This window comes from Aeromicrobium sp. WCS2018Hpa-31, assembly GCF_031843905.1.
In the GTDB taxonomy this organism is placed as follows: Bacteria; Actinomycetota; Actinomycetes; order Propionibacteriales; family Nocardioidaceae; genus Aeromicrobium.
Genome location: NZ_JAVTJF010000010.1, coordinates 1 through 16,664, shown reverse-complemented (window position 1 = coordinate 16,664; position 16,664 = coordinate 1). Strand labels below are relative to the sequence as shown.

Genomic DNA, 16,664 nt, shown 5'->3' with positions numbered 1-16,664 from the left:
GGTCGTCTCGATGGGACGTGGACGATCCGTCGCCTCCGCTGGGCCTGCACGCGCTGCTGCGTCGCTGTGGCCGGGTCGTGCCTTGCGGCTGCGTCGCTGTGGCTGCGAGTGGACCTGCTCCCCGAAAGGGCCTCGACCGGCAGATGGCTCCGGGCTCGGTCGGGTTCTCGGAGCGTGGCTCGGGGGGACGCAAGATTCTGCGTTCGTGCGTGAGAGGGCGAAGGATGCTGCGTTCGCTACGGGATCCCGTCATCAACGCAGCATCGTTCGGGCTTCTGCACGCGAACGCAGAATCCTGCGTCCGCCGGGGCGCCGGTACGCGTCGGGTGGACAGGGATTCTCCCTTCTCGTGGACCGTTCCGCGGAAAGGGAGAATCACTGCCCGTACGGGGCCTTTTTCGTCGCCACGGTGCTTCCTTCGCGAGGGACGGTCCACGCGAAGGAAGAATCGTGCGTGAATCACGCGTAGATGGAGAATCGTGGCCGCGCCCCGCAGACCCACCCGGGCCGAGACCCCCGCTCCGGTCGAGGCCCTCTCGGAGACCAGGTCGACTCGCAGCCACAGCGACGCAGCCGCAGGAGAACGCGAAGCCACAGCGACGCAGCATCGAGCGAACGCCCACCAGGAGCGACGCAGCAGTGAGCGAACGCCCAGCCGAAGCAACGCAGCAGCAAGCGGCGGCCCGCTCAGAGGACGGGGCGGCGCTCCAGCAGCGGCTCGACGACGTCGGCCGCGTGCCGCAGGACCGCGTCGCGGTAGCCCGCGGTGTCGTCGGCCAGGGCCATGGCGGCATCACCCGACCCGGCCTGCCGGACCAGGTCGAGCGGGTGCACGTCGTCGCCGACCCGCACCACGGGTCCGTCGTCGGAGGGGACCACGACCACCACGCCGTCGGGAGCGGGCAGGGCCCCGATGCGGATGCAGGCGCACACGACGAGGACCCGGTCGACGTCGTCGACCTGGACGCCCACCTCGTCACCGGGGCGCACCCCGAGCATGCCGAGTCCGGACGCGAGCGAGGCGGACCGCTCCAGGAGTCGGGCGAAGGTGAGACGCCCGGCTGCCGGGTCGTCCGCACCGCCGCTGACGACGTGCCGGTCCAGCAGGTCGAAGCCGAGGCTGGCCATCAGCGTCCCCGGAACACGGGCGTGCGCTTCTCGGCACGCGCCTGGGCGGCTTCACGCACGTCGTCGCTGGCCCACACGTCGCGGAAGCTCTGCTCGATCGCCGCATCGTCGTGATGGGTGCCGTTGAGCACGAGCTTGTTGTGGGCGAGCGTGAGCGGCGCCAGCGTGGCGATCTCGTGCGCCCAGGCCAGGGCGTCGTCGAGGGTCCCGGCCCGGTCGACCAGTCCGTGGGACAGGGCCTCGTCGCGGTCGATCAGCTCGCCGGCGAGCATCATCCGACGCGCCGGACCCGTGCCGGAGAGCGCCGCGAGCGTGCGGATGGTCCAGGCGTCCACCGCCATGCCGTTGCGCGCGGTCGGCACTCCGAACCGCGCGGTGTCGTCACCCACCCGCAGGTCGCACGCGATGGCCAGCTGCGTCCCCGCGCCGATGGCGGGCCCGTTGACGGCGGCGACGATGGGGACCGGCAGCAGCGCCAGGCCGTGCAGCATGCCGTACAGCGCCTCCAGGAACTCGTCCCCGTACACGCCGCCGAGGTCGGCGCCGGAGCAGAACGCGGTGCCCTGACCGGTGATGACGATCGCCCGGGCTCCCCCGGCCGCCGGTCCGTCGCCGACGGCGTCGCGCGCCGCCTCGTCGATCGCGCGGCACAGGTCGAGGTTCAGGGCGTTGCGACGCTCTTCGCGCTGCAGCTCCAGGACGACGACGTCGCCGTCGCGGTGGACTCCCAGCATGGTGCTCCTTCGGTCGGCTCGCGGCCACGCTACCGACCGCACCGGCGTCGCTCCGCACGACCTGTCCGACGTGACCTGGAGCACATCGCGTCGTTGGTGGGGACATGACGGTCACTCGTCGCGCCCTGCTGCGCTCCGGAACCCTGCTCGGCACGGCGGCCGTGGTCGGCCTGCCGTCGATCTCGCGGGCGGCGGTGTCGCCGGCCTCGTCGGCGGGCACCACGCTGGCGGGACGCCTCGTGCGCGGCACCCCCGGTCCCGGTGGGTACGCGCGTCTGGTGACGGCTGGCGGGGAGCCGCACGTCGTCCGGGCCGATCTCGGGGCGACCCCGGGCGACGCGCGGGCCACCGGCCGCCAGGCCGTGGTCTCGTTCGTCCACCTCACCGACGTGCACGTGATCGACGCGCAGTCCCCGATGCGTGTGGAGTACCTCGACCGTCTCGACGACGCCTACTCCCCCGGCGACCCCACGCTCGGCGGGCTCCTCACGTCGAGCTACCGGCCCCAGGAGATGCTCACGGCCCAGACGAGCGACGCGATGGTCCGCGCCGTCAACGACGTGACCGCGGGACCGGTCACCGGCAGCCCGCTGGCGTTCGCGATCCAGACCGGCGACAACTCCGACAACTGCCAGTACAACGAGGTCCGCTGGAACATCGACGTCCTCGACGGCGGCCGGCCGGTCCGGCCCGACTCGGGCAACCCCAACCGGTGGGAGGGCGTGCACGACAGCGGCACGTCCGACACGCACTACTGGCACCCCGAGGGCGGGAAGAACGACCAGTACCGCTCCCGCTACGGGTTCCCGGCGAAGAACGGCCTGCTCGACGCCGCACGCCGGCCGTTCACGCCCGAGGGTCTCTCGATGCCCTGGTACTCGGTGTTCGGCAACCACGACGGCCTCGTGCAGGGCAACTTCCCGCAGACCCTGCCCCTCGGCCTGGTCGGCACCGGCCCGCTCAAGGCGACCAGCCTGCCGCCCGGGCTGTCCCAGGCCGACGTCCTCGACGCGCTCCGCACCGCGAACGCCACGCCGCTGCTGGGAGCCCTCTCGTTGCTGTCGGCACGCCTGGTCTCGGCCGACCCGGCGCGGCGCTCGTTGACCCGCAAGCAGGTCGTGGACGAGCACTTCCGGACCAGCGGCGCCCCGGTGGGCCACGGCTTCACGGCGGAGAACCGGTCGAAGGGCACGGCGTACTACACGTTCGACCAGGGCTCCCTCCGTTGCGCCGTCCTCGACACCGTGAACCCCAACGGGTACGCCGACGGCTCCATCGACGCGGCGCAGGCGGCCTGGCTGGAGCAGGTGCTCGCGGCGTCGACCGACCGGTACGTCATGGTCTTCAGCCACCACACGTCGGCCACGATGACCAACCCGCTCGTGCTCACGGGCGGCGACGCGCAGGTCCGCGTGCTCGGTCCGGCCGTCGTCTCGACCTTGCTGGCGCACCCGAACGTGGTGGCGTGGGTGAACGGGCACACGCACAAGAACGCGATCACGGCACACGCCCGCCCCGACGGCTCCGGCGGGTTCTACGAGATGAGCTGCGCCTCGCACGTCGACTTCCCGCAGCAGTCGCGGCTCGTGGAGCTCGTCGACAACCGTGACGGCACGCTCTCGATCTTCACGACGATGGTCGACCACGCAGGAGCCGAGCAGCACTCCGGGCTCGCGAGCACCATCGAGCTGGCGTCCCTCTCGCGCGAGCTCGCCGCCAACGACCCCCAGCAACGCACCGCCGGCTACGAGGGCAAGGCAGCCGACCGCAACACCGAGCTGGTCCTGCCGAACCCGCTGGCCTGAGTCGGCCGGTTCAGGCCAAGCGGTCGAGGACGCTCGCGACCGCGTCGTCGTCGTGGTGCCCCACGACCTCGTCGGCTGCCGCGAGCACCTCGGGGTGGGCGTTGGCGACGGCGATGCCGCGGCCGGCCCACGCCAGCATCAGGAGGTCGTTCGGCATGTCGCCGCAGGCCCACACCTGCGAGGAGTCGAACCCGTGCTCGGCGCACCAGTCGGCGAGCGCGGTCGCCTTCGTGACTCCCGCGACCGTCAGCTCGGCCAGCCCGTCGCTGCCGGAGAACCCGAGCTCGGCGCGTTCCCCGACGACCTCGCGCACCTGCGCCAGGAACTGCTGGCTGCTCGTCCCCGGACGCCGGGCCAGGATCTTGCCGACCTCGAGCACGTCCTCGACGATCCCGACCTCGTACTCGTGAGCGTAGGGGTCCAGGAAGGCGTCATCGCGGACGAAGCCGTCGGCAGGCTCGACGGCGAAGGTGACACCGGGGAGCGCGGCGCGAAGATCGCGCACCACCTCGCGCAGGGCCGACGGGCTGAAGGCCCGCGTCCGCACGACCCGTCGCGCCGCGACGTCGTGGACGAAGGCGCCGTTGCCGCACAGCGCGATCCCGTGCGGTCCGACGACGTCGGCGAGGTGGTCGACCCAGCGCGGGGGCCTGGCGGTGACGAAGAGGACCGTCACTCCTCGCCTCTCGGCCGCCGCGACCGCCTCGCGCGTGCGCTCGGAGACCGTCCCGTCAGAACGCAGGAGCGTGCCGTCGAGGTCGGTGGCCAGCAGCCGCGGACTCACCCGTCGCTGGCGGCGAGCTGGCCGCAGGCGGCGTCGATCTCGTCACCGCGGGTGTCACGGATGGTGGTGCTGATGCCCCGCGCGTCGAGACGACGGACGAACTCGTCCATGTCCTCGTCACGGGAGCGGGTGAACTGCGAGCCCGGAACCTCGTTGAGCGGGATCAGGTTCACGTGCACCCAGGCGCGGCCGCCGTGGGCGATGAGGACGTCGGCCAGCTTGTCCGCGCGCCACGCCTGGTCGTTGATGTCGCGCATCATGGCGTACTCGATGGACACCCGGCGTCCGGTCACGTCGAAGAAGTAGCGCGCCGCCGAGACCGCGTCGTCGACACTGTGCCGCGTGTTGATCGGCACCAGCTCGTCGCGCAGCTCGTCGTCGGGGGCGTGCAGCGAGAGCGCGAGCGTGACCGGCACGCCCTCGTCGGCCAGCTGGCGCATGCGCGGGGCGAGGCCGACGGTGCTGACGGTGATGTTGCGGGCCGACATGCCGAGGCCGTCGGGGGCGGACGACGTCATGCGTCGCACCGCACCGACCAGGGCCTTGTAGTTGGCGAGCGGCTCCCCCATGCCCATGAACACGACGTTGGAGAGACGGCCGGGGCCGCCCGCCACGAGCCCGTTCGCCATCGCGGCCGCGGCGTCGACGACCTGGTCGACGATCTCGGCGGTGCTCATGTTGCGCTGGAGCCCGCCCTGGCCGGTGGCGCAGAACGGGCAGGCCATGCCGCAGCCGGCCTGGCTGGAGACGCAGACCGTCGCCCGCTCGCTGTACCGCATGAGCACCGACTCGACGAGGGCACCGTCGAACAGGCGCCACAGCGTCTTGCGGGTCGCGCCCTTGTCGGCCTCCTGCGTGCGCACCGGGGTGAGCAGCGGCGGCAGCAGGGCCTCGGCGATCGCGTCACGCTGCGCGGCGGGCAGGTCGGTCATCGCCTCCGGATCGCGCTGCAGCCGGGCGAAGTAGTGGTGCGCGACCTGCTTGACGCGGTACGCGGGCAGGCCGAGCTCCTCGGCCGCGGCCTTGCGCTCCTCGGCCGAGAAGTCGGCGAGGTGCCGCGGCGGCTTGCCGCGGCCACGGGGAGGCTCGAGGACGAGCGGCAGGGTCTTGATGGGCTCGCTCACCGGCCCATCCTCCCAGGCCGACCCCAGCCGTGTCGAAACGTAGGACGGGGCGCGGTGACGCGGGTCAGGCGGCGGGCACGGGGTCCTTGGCGAGATCGGCCACGAAGTCGAGCTTCGTGAGCACCGGCTCCGGGATCACGAAGGGGTACAGGTCCTCGGCGCCCATCGCGCGGTTGATCTGGTTCAGCGCTGTCGACAACGGCACCCAGACCCCCCTGACCAGGTCGCTGAACAGGCTGAACGCCGTGGGGTCGACCGTCGTCAGGCCGTAGGCGCGGGCGGTCTCGACGGTGTCGCTGATGTGCATCCAGTGTGCGAAGGTCTCGGCGAAGTCCTCGAACGGGTGCATCGTCGCGTAGGTGCTGATGTACGACTCCTGCCAGTCCTCGGGCGGGCCCTCGGCGTAGTGCCGGTCGATCTCGGCCTGGTAGTCCTTCGACTCGTCGCCGAACAGCTCGCGGCACGCGGTCATGCGCTCGTCGCCACGGACCAGCACCGACTCGAAGTAGTGCCCCACCTCGTGCCGCAAGTGCCCCAGCATCGTGCGGTACGGCTCGGCCAGCTCGGCCTGCACCTTCTTGCGGTGCGCGTCGTCGCCCTCGGCGAGGTCGATCGTGATGACACCGTCGGCGTGGCCGATGACCACGTTCTCCTCGACGCTGGACAGCATGTCGAAGCACAGGCCCTGCTCGGGGTCCTCGTCGCGCGTCGTGATGGGCAGGCCCCGCGCGTCCAGCTCGACCACGAGGCGACGCTTCGCCGACTCCGCCACCGGGTACTGAGACAGGCCCTCGAGGTCGTCGTCGGACGGGCGGGTGCGGGTCAGGTCGCAGCTGAAGCACTGACCACCCTCGTGGCGGGCCAACCACGTGCAGCCCGACAGGTTGAGGTTCACGCACACGTGCCACACGAGGCCCTCGGCGTCGACGTACCGTCCGTCCTCGTCCACGGGCACGATCTCGTGCTCGGCGCGGGAGTAGCCGAGCGCCGTCCCGCACGACACGCACAACGAGTTCTCGAAGAACAGGGGGTTGCCGCAGACACGGCAGGAGAAGGCCTTCACCGGCCCCATCATCCGGGCCCCGGCCCCCCGGCGCACCTCGGGCCGGTGTGACGTCAGACCGGCACGACGTCGACGGCCACGCTGAGCGTCGACGTCTTCGCCTCGGTGAAGATGACGCCCTTCAGCGGCGGGACGTCGGCGTACTCGCGACCCCACGCCACGGTCACGTAGCGCTCGTTCGCAGCCTGGTCGTTGGTGGGGTCGAGGGCGAGCCATCCACCGCCCGGCACCCACACCGCTGCCCACGCGTGCGTGGCGTCGGCGCCCAGGACCCGCTCCTTGCCCGGCGGGGGCTCGGTCGCCAGGTAGCCGCTCACGTACCGGGCGGCGAGCCCGTGCGAGCGCAGGCACGCGAGGGTCAGCTGCGCGAAGTCCTGGCACACCCCCGCGCGGGCCTCCAGGACGTCCGAGATCGTCGTCGTCACGGTCGTCGCACCCTTCTCGTACGCGAAGTCCGCATAGATCCGGTGCATCAGCTCCAGCGCCGCCTCCCCCAGCGGCCGCCCGGGTCGCAACGACTCCGCCGCGTAGGCGTGGGCCGCAGCAGGATGGTCGATCGAGGGCGACGTGAGCGCGAGGTCGATCGCCTGCCAGGCGTCCGGCACGTCGCGGCGCTCGGTCGGCCGCGCCTGCTCCCACGGCACGGCCAGCGCGACGGGGTCCATCACCGGCACGTCGACCTCCACCACGCTGCGCGCCACCACCACGAGGTCGCGATGCGCCTCGTCGAGCTGGAAGAACGTGGCGGTGTTGCCGTAGTGGTCGACGTCCGTGGCGAGGTCCAGCGGCGTGGGGTCGACGACGACCTCGTGCCGCTCGATGCGCTGCCACGGCAGCTCGCGGGGGGTCAGGTAGCCGATGCCGTAGCTGCCGGTCACGTCGTCGTCGTAGGTGTAGGTGGTGCGGTGGGTGACGTCGAGCCTCATGCGGGCCCCCGTCCCGCCAGGCCGAAGGACCGCGGCGCCGGGGCCGCGGCCAGGTGCATGGCCTCGAACGCCTCGGCGAACCGCGACAGGTGCACCGTGACGGTGTCCAGGTGCCGCTCCAGGTTGGGCCGCGACTCACCCTCGATGGGCACGAGTGACGGGGTGTCGACGCGGTCGAGCTCCTCGGCGAGGTCGTCGAGGAGCCGCTCGGGGCGGGTCGACCCCGTCGAGGCGGGCAGCGCCGCCACGTGCCGACGCAGCGCCTCGAGGTTGAAGCGCAGGGACCGCGGGTTGCTCGGGTCGGCGAGCAGCAGCTCGACGAGCGTGGTGACCCGCACGAACCCGCGGTAGCGGCGTCGGTGGGTCACGGCGCTCTCGGTGGCCGTGAGCACCCCCTGGTGCAGGTGCCGGTCGACGTCGATGCCGCGACGCACCGTGACCGAGCGACGCAGCAGCACGACCACCTGCAGGCACCGCTCGAGGCAGCGTCCGGCCTCGAGCACCTGCCACCCGTCGTCGTGGACCATGTTCGCCGTGGCGCCGTGCAGGGCGAGCAGACCCGTGAGCATCCGCTCGGCGCTCTCGGTCACCTGGAGGCTGTGGTCGTTGACGTCCAGCATCCCGGCGGCGCGCTCGGTGGCGCCGAAGGCGCGGAACACGTCGATCGACAGCTGGTCGCGCACGCCCTGCGCGGCCGAGCGCAGCGCGGCGAACGACTGCGCCACCGAGGCAGGCCGTCCCGCGTCGAGCAGCACCGAGCGCAGGTCGGCGTCGATGGCCGACGGGTCGGCGAGGTCGAAGGACCCCGGCACCAGCTGCTGCAGCGCCGCCCGGAGCACCCGCAGGGCGACGCCGCCGGCGCTGTACGGACGGCCGCGGTAGTCCTCGGCCAACGCGTGCGCAACGAGCACCAGGCGCAGGGTGTCCTCGGCGCGCTCGGCGTACCGACCGAACCAGAACAGGTCCTCCAGCACACGCGGTACCGGCGGCGTGACGTTGCTCGACGACGTGACGGGCAGGATCTCGGCCAGGTGCTGGTCGGGGTCGTCCGCACTCTCCTTGAGCACCCACACGTCCTTGCTCGAGACCGTGCGACCACCCTCGAGCACGGAGGCGAGTCCGCCGAGCAGGGGTCGGTAGGAGGAGCCGTAGCGCAGGGTGAACGCCCGCAGCGCCACCGACTGGGGCCGCACCGCCCCGCCGGAGAGCCGGGGCGCCTGGGACCAGGCCGGCAGCTCCTGCGCGGCGAACCGGTGCGGCGCGGCCTCGACCTGGCGGAGCAGGTCGTCGGGTCCGAGGTGCTCGACGTCGACGCTGCGGTCGATGGAGCGGACGGTCAGCTCGTCGACGTGCTTGCGGACGAACGCGAGCGACGACGGGTCCCCCAGCCAGTAGGTGGGCACCGACGCGAGGCGGAGGGGCTCGTCGAGGAGCCGCTCGCACAGCTGCGACATGTACGGCAGGAGGGCGGGGTTCTCGAGCAGACCGGAACCGAGGCCGTTGACGATGCGCACGTTCCCGCGTCGGACCGCCTCCAGCAGCCCCGGCACGCCCAGCTGGGAGTCGCCACGCAGCTCGAGCGGGTCGCACCAGGACGCGTCGACCCGCCGCAGGATCACGTCGACCCGCTCGAGTCGACCGAACACCCGCATCCACACCGCCCCGGAGCGCACCACGAGGTCGTTGCCCTGGACCAGCGGGAACCCCAGGCTCGACGCGAGGTGGGCCTGGTCGAACGCCGTCTCCGACGACGACCCGGGCGTGAGGACCACGACGCGCGGGTCCGCCACGTGGTCGGGGGCGGCCTGCATGAGGGTCGAGCGCAACGCCTGGAGGAACGGGCCCATCTGGTGCAGCCCGGCCTCGCGGTACATCTCGGGCAGCACCCGCGAGATGACGTGGCGGTTCTCCATCGCGTACCCGAGGCCCGACGGGGCCTGCGCGCGGTCCGCGACGACCATCCACTCGCCCGCGGGCGTCCTGGCCACGTCGGTGGCCGTGACGAGGAGCGGACGCGCGTCGGTGGAGGAGGCGCGGGCGGTCACGCGCAGGTAGCCCTGGTGGGCGTACACGAGCTCGGGCGGGAGCACGCCGTCGGCCAGCACCGTCTGCGGGCCGTGCAGGTCGGCGAGCAGAGCGTTCAGCAGCTCGGCACGCTGGGCCAGCCCCACCTCGAGCGGGGCCCAGTCCTGCGGCGACAGCACGACCGGGAGCGGGTCGAGCCGCCACGTGGACCGCGGTTCCCCCGGACGGCCGTAGGTCACGCCGTCGTCGCCGAGGAACCGACCGATGTCCCGGTGCACGCGGCGCAGCTGCGGTGCGGTGATCTCGAGGGCGCTCGCGGCGATGCTGCGCCACGCCGGCCGCAGGGAGCCGTCGGCGTCGACGACCTCGTCGTAGCGGCTGGGGGCGGCGTCGAGGGTCGGCTGGCCGACCTCCGACGCGTAGTCGCGCAGGACCGTCATGGCAGGGGTGCCGGCGCCCCCGCCGGGGGCACCCGGCGCAGGTCGAGCGTGTGGGGGTACTCGTCGCTGTGGGCGCGACGACCCGCCTCGACGAGTGCGCCGACGTCGACCGGGCCGGTGCCGGCCGGCTGGGTGACGAACCGGCTCGACCGACGCGCCTCGGCCTCCTGGGCGTTGACCGGCGGGTGGTCGTAGGCACGGCCCCCCGGGTGCACCACGTGGTAGGTGCAGCCGCCGAGCGCGAGGCCGGACGCCACGTCGACGACCTCGAGGTGCAACGGGGAGTGCACCGGGATCGAGGGGTGCAGCGCCGACCACGGCTGCCACGCCCGGTACCGGACGCCCGCGTAGTACTCACCGGGCACGCCGGTCGGGGTGAGGGGCACGGGAACACCCTGGCACGTGACGAGGTGGCTCGACCGCGAGATGCCGCGAACCGTCACCTGCAGCCGCTCCAGGGAGGAGTCCACGTACCGCGACGTCCCTCCGCCCGTGGCCTCCTCGCCCAGCACGTGCCACGGCTCGATGGCGCTGCGCAGCTCCAGCTCGACCGGGCCGGCGGGCGTGGCCACCTGGGTGAGGCCGATCCGCGGGAAGCGGAACTCCACGAAGGGGTCGAGCCAGGACCGCTCGAACGCGATCCCGTGGGCCTGCAGGTCGCCCACCACGGCGTCGACGTCGCGGATCGCTCCCTGGGGCAGCAGGAAGTCCTCGTGCAGGGCCGAGCCCCACCGCACGAGCGGATCGGTGCTGGGCGACTCCCAGAACCGCGCCACGAGGGCTCGCACGAGCAGGGCCTGCACGAGCGCCATCTGCGGGTGCGGAGGCATCTCGAAGCCGCGCAGCTCGAGCAGTCCCAGCCGGCCGCGCGACGAGTCGGGGCTGTACAGCTTGTCGATGCAGAACTCTGCGCGGTGGGTGTTGCCGGTGAGGTCGGTGAGCAGGTGCCGCAGGGCGCGGTCGACCAGCCACGGGCGCACGGGCTCGTCCTTCTCCGCCGCCTCGGCGGCCAGGCGGTGCACCTCGGAGATCGCGATCTCCATCTCGTAGACCGCCTCGGGACGACCCTCGTCGAAGCGCGGCGCCTGGCTCGTCGGACCAATGAACCGCCCCGAGAACAGGTAGGACAGCGAGGGGTGTCGCTGCCAGTGGGTCAGCAGGCTCACGAGGAGGTCGGGACGACGCAGGAGGGGCGAGTGCGCCGGGGTCGTGCCGCCGAGCGTGATGTGGTTGCCGCCGCCGGTGCCGGTGTGCTGGCCGTCGAGGTCGAACTTCTCCGTCGCGAGGCGGGTGCGCCGGGCGGCGTCGTACAGCGTGTCGGTCAGCGCGCTCAGCTCCGCCCACGAACGAGTGGGCTGCACGTTGACCTCGATGACACCCGGGTCGGGGGTGACGCTCAGCTGGGTCAGGCGAGGATCCGGCGGCGGGCCGTAGCCCTCGACCACGATCGGTGTCCCGACGGCGACGGCGGCGGCCTCGACCACGTGCAGCAGGTCGGCGTAGTCCTCCAGCCGCTCGGTAGGTGGCAGGAAGACGTGCAGGACCTCGGCCCCGTCCTCGCTGCCGGGACGGACCTCGAAGGCGAGCGCCGTGGTGGGCTGCTCGTCGGGATCGACGACCTCGACGTCGGGCACGCCGGGCACGAGGGTCGGTCCGGCCTCGAGGTAGGACGGATCGCCCGACGCCTCGGGGTCGGTCCACGTGATCGAGTCCAGCGGCAGGCGCAGGCCGACGGCGGAGTCGCCGGGCAGCAGCACGAGCCGACCACGCCGGAAGCGCCACGCAGGGCTGCGCCACGTCTCCCCCGTGGCCAGCGGCAGCACCCAGCCGGTCGGACGCTCCACGGCGGCGTCGAGCTCGGCCACGAGGCCCACGTCGGGGACCTGCTCCGCCCCGTCGGGACCGACGGAGTCAGGGCGGGGTCCGTCGGGACGCGACACGTCGTGCGCGAGCACGGCGAACGGGTCCTCCCACGCCGGCAGCACCTGCTCGGCCGGGAGCCCGAGCGAGCGCGCGACCTCGTGCGCCAGCCGCTCGGCCGTGCCGTGCTCGACGGCCTCGTTCTCGGCCCACGGGTCGCACAGCAGGTCCGGCGCGCTCCACAACGGCTCACCGTCGGTGCGCCACTGCATCGAGATCTGCCAGCGCGGCAGAGGCTCGCCCGGGTACCACTTGCCCTGCCCGCGGTGCACGAGCCCACCGGCGGCGTACACCTGGCGCAGACGCTCGGCGAGCTCGGTGGCGAGGACGCGCTTCTCGTCACCGTCGGCGTCGGTGTTCCACTGCGCCGAGGTCATGTCGTCGACGCTCACGAAGGTGGGCTCGCCCCCCATCGTGAGGCCCACCTCGCCGGCGTCGAGCCGGGCGTCGACGTCGGCCCCCACCGCGTCGACGCGCTGCCACTGGGCGTCGGTGTACGGGAGCGTGACCCGGGGGTCCTCGTGGACGCGGGTCACCTCGTTGACGAACGAGAACTCCACCTCCGCCGGCTCCAGCGCACCCGTGATGGGGGCGGCCGACGACGGGTGGGGCGTGGCCGAGAGCGGGATGTGGCCCTCCCCCGCGAACAGCGCCGACGTCGGGTCCAGGCCGACCCAGCCGGCGCCCGGCACGAAGACCTCGGCCCACGCGTGCAGGTCGGTGAAGTCCTCGGTGGCACCCGCCGGCCCGTCGAGGGCCTGCGCCGCGACCAGCGGGTCCGGGGCCAGCTGCACGAGGTAGCCCGAGACGAACCGCGCAGCGAGCCCGTACTGGCGCAGCAGCGACACGAGGAGCCAGGCGCTGTCACGGCACGAGCCGATCGCCCGCGTGAGCGTCTCGTCGGGCGTCTGCACCCCCGGCTCCATGCGCACGGTGTAGGCGACGTCGCGGTGGACGGCGTCGTTGAGCCCGGCGAGGAACTGCACGACTGGCACGCCGTCGTCGGGAAGGTCAGGGAGGGTGTCGCGCCACTGGGAGACGACCGGTCCGGGACCGGCGTCGGCCTCGCGCTCCCCGACCGGGCGCAGGTAGGGGGCGAGGTCGGCCGCCAGCTGCGGCTCGTAGGTGAACGGGAACGTCTCGGCGTACTCCTCGACGAAGAAGTCGAAGGGGTTGATCACCATGAGGTCGGCGACGAGCGAGACGTCGATGTCGAGCTCGGTGACCTTCTCGGGGAACACGAGCCGCGCCTGCCAGTTGCCGAAGGGGTCCTGCTGCCAGTTGACGAAGTGCTCGGCCGGCGAGACCTTCATCGCGTAGGCGTCGATGGGCGTGCGGCTGTGCGGCGCGGGACGCAGCCGCACGACGTGCGGGCCCAGGGCGACGGGGCGGTCGAACCGGTAGGTCGTGCGGTGGCGGAGCGAGACCTTGATCGACATGGCGCAAGCCTGCCTCATGCCTGTTTCACGGCCGTGACGGCACCGACCGGGCTGTCCGGCCGGGCGGCGGTCAGGCAGGCGTGACCAAGTAGTGCAGGATCAGCCACGCGACGGGGGCGACGGCGATCAGGGAGTCCAGCCGATCCATGAGCCCGCCGTGGCCGGGGAGCAGGTCGCCCATGTCCTTGATGCCGAGGTCGCGCTTGACGAGGGACTCCGAGAGGTCGCCCAGCGTGGCCATGACGACGCCGGCGACGCCGAGCAGGACTCCCACCCACCAGTCGCCGTCCAGTCCGAGCACCACGGTGCCGATGCCCGCACCGATGCCGAAGACGAGCGAGCCGGTGAAGCCCTCCCAGGACTTCTTCGGGCTGATGGTCGGTGCCATGGGGTGCTTGCCGAACAGGACGCCGGCGATGTAGCCGCCGATGTCGGAGGCGACCGTGGCCACGATGAACGCGACGATGCGCCAGGGTCCGTCGTCCTCGACGAGCATGAGCATGACGAAGACGCCCATGAGGTGCAGGTAGGACAGGCAGAACAGACCGGCACTCGCGTCGCGCACGAAGCCGTCGGCGCCGTCGGAGAGCCGCCACACGAGGGTGCCGATGACGGTGAGGGCCATCGCGACGGCCGCGGTCTCCATGCCGCCGTAGTAGGCACCGAGCAGCATGAGGGTGCCGCCGGTGAGCACGGGCAGGAACGGGACGGTGATCCCGGCCTTGCCGAGGGCCCTGGCCAGCTCCCACAGACCGACGCCGAGCGCGAGCACGACGACGGCGACGAACAGGTCCTTGAAGAGGAACAGCGACGCCACGACCGTGCCGCCGAGCGCGGCCCCGACGGCGATCGCCGCCGGCAGGTTGCGCCCTGCGCGGCTCTTCTTCTGCGCCACCGCGGGGTCGGTCTCGTTCAGGGGTCCGTCCGTGGGGGCGGGCTCCTCAGACCTCAAGGAGCTCGGCTTCCTTGTTCTTGAGCATCTCGTCGATCTGGTCCACGTGCTGCTTGGTCAGCCCGTCGAGCCGCTTCTCGGCGCCGGTGTTGTCGTCCTGGCTGATCTCGGAGTCCTTCTCGGCCTTGTCCATGGCCTGCTTGGCGCTCCGGCGGACACCGCGCACGGCCACCCGTCCCTCCTCGGCCTTGGAGCGCGCGAGCTTGATGTACTCCTTGCGCCGCTCCTCGGTGAGCTCGGGCAGGGTCACGCGCAGCACCTTGCCGTCGTCGGACGGGTTGACGCCGAGGTCGGACTCGCGGATGGCCTTCTCGATCGCACTCTTCGCGCCCTGGTCGTAGGGGCTGATGATGACCGTGCGAGGCTCCGGCACCTGGAAGCCCGCCAGCTGCTGCAACGGCGTGGGGGTGCCGTAGTACTCGGCCGTGATCTGGGCGAACATCGCCGGGTGCGCACGACCGGTGCGGATCGCGGCGAACTCCTCGCGGGTGTGCTCGACGGCCTTGTCCATCTTGCTGCCGGCCTCGCGCAGGGTCTGGTCGATCACGATGCGTCTCCTGTAGTCGTCCCGTTGAGTGGTCCGGTCCCACCGTGGACCAGCGTCCCGATCCTCTCACCACGCAGGACGCGGGCGATGTTGCCCTCGCCCTCCATGCCGAACACGATCATGGGCAGGTCGTTCTCCATGCACAGCGCGAACGCGGCCGCGTCGACCACCTTGAGGCCGAGGCGCAGGGCCTCGGCGAAGGTGATCTCCTCGAAGCGTCGCGCCGATGCGTCGGTGCGCGGGTCGGCGGAGTAGACCCCGTCGACGCCGCTCTTGCTCATGAGCACCGCGTCGGCCTTGATCTCGAGCGCACGCTGGGCCGAGACGGTGTCGGTGCTGAAGTAGGGCATGCCCGCACCGGCGCCGAAGATCACGACGCGGCCCTTCTCGAGGTGCCGGATGGCGCGCCGGGGGATGTACGGCTCGGCGACCTGCCCCATGGTGATGGCCGACTGCACCCGGGTGTCGATGCCCTGCTTCTCGATGAAGTCCTGCAGGGCGAGGCTGTTCATGACGGTGCCGAGCATGCCGATGTAGTCGGCGCGGGACCGCTCCATGCCGCGCTGGCTGAGCTCGGCGCCGCGGAAGAAGTTGCCTCCGCCGACGACGATCGCCACCTGGGCGCCCTCGCGGACGGCCTCGGCGACCTGGCGGGCGATGGCGTTGACGACGTCGGGGTCGATGCCGATGCTTCCGCCACCGAAGACCTCGCCGGACAGCTTCAGCAGCACGCGACGGACGCCGGGACCTGGGGTCCCGGCGTCCGCCGTCGACAGCTCCGTGCTGCCGTGCACGCCACGGGGGTCGGCCGGGTCACCGTTCGTCTGATGGATGCTCACGATGCTCCGGTCCTTCCTGTGGTCGTGCGTGGGTCGACTCCTGCGCTCAGGCGCCGATCTCGATGTGCGCGAAGCGCGTGATGCTCACGCCGGCGGCGTCGAGCACGGCCTTGACCGTCTTCTTGTTGTCGGTGACGGACGGCTGGTCGAGCAGCACGACGTCCTTGAAGAAGCCGTTGACGCGACCCTCGGTGATCTTCTCGATCGCCTGCTCGGGCTTGCCCTCCTCGCGGGCCGTGGCCTCGGCGATCTCGCGCTCCTTGGCGACGATGTCGGCCGGCACGTCCTCACGGGTGAGGTAGCGCGGGCGCATGGCCGCGATCTGCATGGCGGCGCCGCGGGCGGCGTCGAGGTCGTCGCCCGTGTACTCGACGAGCACGCCGACGGCCGGCGGGAGGTCGCTGGCACGACGGTGGAGGTAGACGGCGACCTGGCCGTCGAACGCGGCCACGCGGCCGAGCTCGATCTTCTCGCCGATGACGGCGGCGAGGGCGCTGACGGTCTCCTCGACGGTCTTGCCGTCGTCGAGGGTCGTCTTGGCGAAGGCCTCGGCGCTCTCGGGCTTGCTGGCGTCGGCCGCGGTGGCCAGACGCTCGGCGAGCTCGATGAACTGCTCGTTCTTGGCGACGAAGTCGGTCTCGGAGTTGAGCTCGACGATGGCGGTGCCGGTGTTGGCGACGAGGCCGGACGAGGCCTCACGCTCGGCGCCACGCTTGGCGGCCTTGGCCGCACCGGAGATCCGCAGGATCTCGACGGCCTTGTCGAAGTCGCCGTCGGCCTCGGTGAGGGCCTTCTTGGCGTCCATCATCCCGGCGCCCGTGGCGTCGCGGAGCTTCTTCACGTCTGCGGCAGCAATGGCCATGTGCGTGGTCTCTTCCCTGATCGTGGTGGTGGCAGGTGGTGGGGTGGGGGGGGGGGGGGGGGGGGGGGGGGGGGGG

Annotated in this window: 13 protein-coding genes; 1 reads left to right on the top strand and 12 read right to left on the bottom strand. The window is 72.1% G+C overall.

What is annotated here, in order from left to right; translation table 11 throughout:
• Positions 1–687 precede the first annotated feature (687 nt).
• Complete coding sequence (locus RQG84_RS13680) at positions 688–1,128, bottom strand: AMP-binding protein (protein ID WP_055967377.1); 441 nt, start codon at positions 1,126–1,128, stop codon at positions 688–690.
• On the bottom strand, positions 1,128–1,862 hold the full coding sequence (locus tag RQG84_RS13675; RefSeq protein WP_055967374.1) for an enoyl-CoA hydratase: 735 nt from the start codon (positions 1,860–1,862) through the stop codon (positions 1,128–1,130). The genes RQG84_RS13680 and RQG84_RS13675 overlap by 1 nt, the downstream gene beginning before the upstream one ends.
• A 104-nt stretch (positions 1,863–1,966) precedes the next feature.
• Between RQG84_RS13675 and RQG84_RS13670 the strand changes: the two genes are divergently transcribed.
• Positions 1,967–3,667 carry a TIGR03767 family metallophosphoesterase gene (locus RQG84_RS13670; RefSeq protein WP_311210443.1) on the top strand — a complete coding sequence of 567 codons (1,701 nt, stop codon included), beginning with the start codon at positions 1,967–1,969 and terminating at the stop codon, positions 3,665–3,667.
• A 10-nt stretch (positions 3,668–3,677) separates the two neighbouring features.
• Here RQG84_RS13670 and RQG84_RS13665 read toward each other — a convergent pair whose 3' ends face one another.
• The 10 genes from RQG84_RS13665 to tsf form a co-directional block, all read right to left on the bottom strand.
• The gene (locus RQG84_RS13665; RefSeq protein WP_311210442.1) at positions 3,678–4,451 is read right to left on the bottom strand and encodes an HAD family hydrolase; all 774 of its coding nucleotides are present in this window, start codon (positions 4,449–4,451) and stop codon (positions 3,678–3,680) included.
• Entirely contained in the window at positions 4,448–5,563 is a 1,116-nt protein-coding gene (gene rlmN / locus RQG84_RS13660; protein ID WP_396135331.1) for a 23S rRNA (adenine(2503)-C(2))-methyltransferase RlmN, read from the bottom strand. The genes RQG84_RS13665 and rlmN overlap by 4 nt, the downstream gene beginning before the upstream one ends.
• 76 nt (positions 5,564–5,639) lie before the next feature.
• Positions 5,640–6,638 carry a putative zinc-binding metallopeptidase gene (locus RQG84_RS13655; RefSeq protein ID WP_311210440.1) on the bottom strand — a complete coding sequence of 333 codons (999 nt, stop codon included), beginning with the start codon at positions 6,636–6,638 and terminating at the stop codon, positions 5,640–5,642.
• A 53-nt stretch (positions 6,639–6,691) separates the two neighbouring features.
• Entirely contained in the window at positions 6,692–7,564 is an 873-nt protein-coding gene (locus RQG84_RS13650) for a transglutaminase family protein (protein WP_311210439.1), read from the bottom strand.
• Positions 7,561–10,029, bottom strand: a complete 2,469-nt coding sequence (locus RQG84_RS13645; protein WP_311210438.1) for a circularly permuted type 2 ATP-grasp protein — start codon at positions 10,027–10,029, stop codon at positions 7,561–7,563. The genes RQG84_RS13650 and RQG84_RS13645 overlap by 4 nt, the downstream gene beginning before the upstream one ends.
• Positions 10,026–13,388, bottom strand: coding sequence for a transglutaminase family protein (locus RQG84_RS13640; protein ID WP_311210437.1), 3,363 nt, complete (start codon positions 13,386–13,388; stop codon positions 10,026–10,028). The genes RQG84_RS13645 and RQG84_RS13640 overlap by 4 nt, the downstream gene beginning before the upstream one ends.
• A gap of 70 nt (positions 13,389–13,458) precedes the next feature.
• Positions 13,459–14,340: a phosphatidate cytidylyltransferase gene (locus RQG84_RS13635; RefSeq protein ID WP_257727755.1), complete on the bottom strand. Its 882-nt coding sequence runs from the start codon at positions 14,338–14,340 to the stop codon at positions 13,459–13,461.
• On the bottom strand, positions 14,330–14,884 hold the full coding sequence (gene frr, locus RQG84_RS13630) for a ribosome recycling factor (RefSeq protein ID WP_200914550.1): 555 nt from the start codon (positions 14,882–14,884) through the stop codon (positions 14,330–14,332). The genes RQG84_RS13635 and frr overlap by 11 nt, the downstream gene beginning before the upstream one ends.
• Positions 14,884–15,663: a UMP kinase gene (pyrH, locus tag RQG84_RS13625; RefSeq protein ID WP_200914549.1), complete on the bottom strand. Its 780-nt coding sequence runs from the start codon at positions 15,661–15,663 to the stop codon at positions 14,884–14,886. The genes frr and pyrH overlap by 1 nt, the downstream gene beginning before the upstream one ends.
• A 109-nt stretch (positions 15,664–15,772) precedes the next feature.
• Positions 15,773–16,588, bottom strand: a complete 816-nt coding sequence (tsf, locus tag RQG84_RS13620) for a translation elongation factor Ts (protein ID WP_257727756.1) — start codon at positions 16,586–16,588, stop codon at positions 15,773–15,775.
• Positions 16,589–16,664 lie beyond the last annotated feature (76 nt).

Excerpts from the sequence above, each read along its gene's own strand:
- RQG84_RS13670 (WP_311210443.1), top strand. The coding sequence starts at position 1,967 with ATGACGGTCACTCGTCGCGCCCTGCTGCGCTCCGGAACCCTGCTCGGC.
- RQG84_RS13640 (WP_311210437.1), bottom strand. The coding sequence starts at position 13,388 with ATGTCGATCAAGGTCTCGCTCCGCCACCGCACGACCTACCGGTTCGAC.
- RQG84_RS13645 (WP_311210438.1), bottom strand. The coding sequence starts at position 10,029 with ATGACGGTCCTGCGCGACTACGCGTCGGAGGTCGGCCAGCCGACCCTC.
- RQG84_RS13650 (WP_311210439.1), bottom strand. The coding sequence starts at position 7,564 with ATGAGGCTCGACGTCACCCACCGCACCACCTACACCTACGACGACGAC.
- RQG84_RS13675 (WP_055967374.1), bottom strand. The coding sequence starts at position 1,862 with ATGCTGGGAGTCCACCGCGACGGCGACGTCGTCGTCCTGGAGCTGCAG.
- RQG84_RS13680 (WP_055967377.1), bottom strand. The coding sequence starts at position 1,128 with ATGGCCAGCCTCGGCTTCGACCTGCTGGACCGGCACGTCGTCAGCGGC.
- tsf (WP_257727756.1), bottom strand. The coding sequence starts at position 16,588 with ATGGCCATTGCTGCCGCAGACGTGAAGAAGCTCCGCGACGCCACGGGC.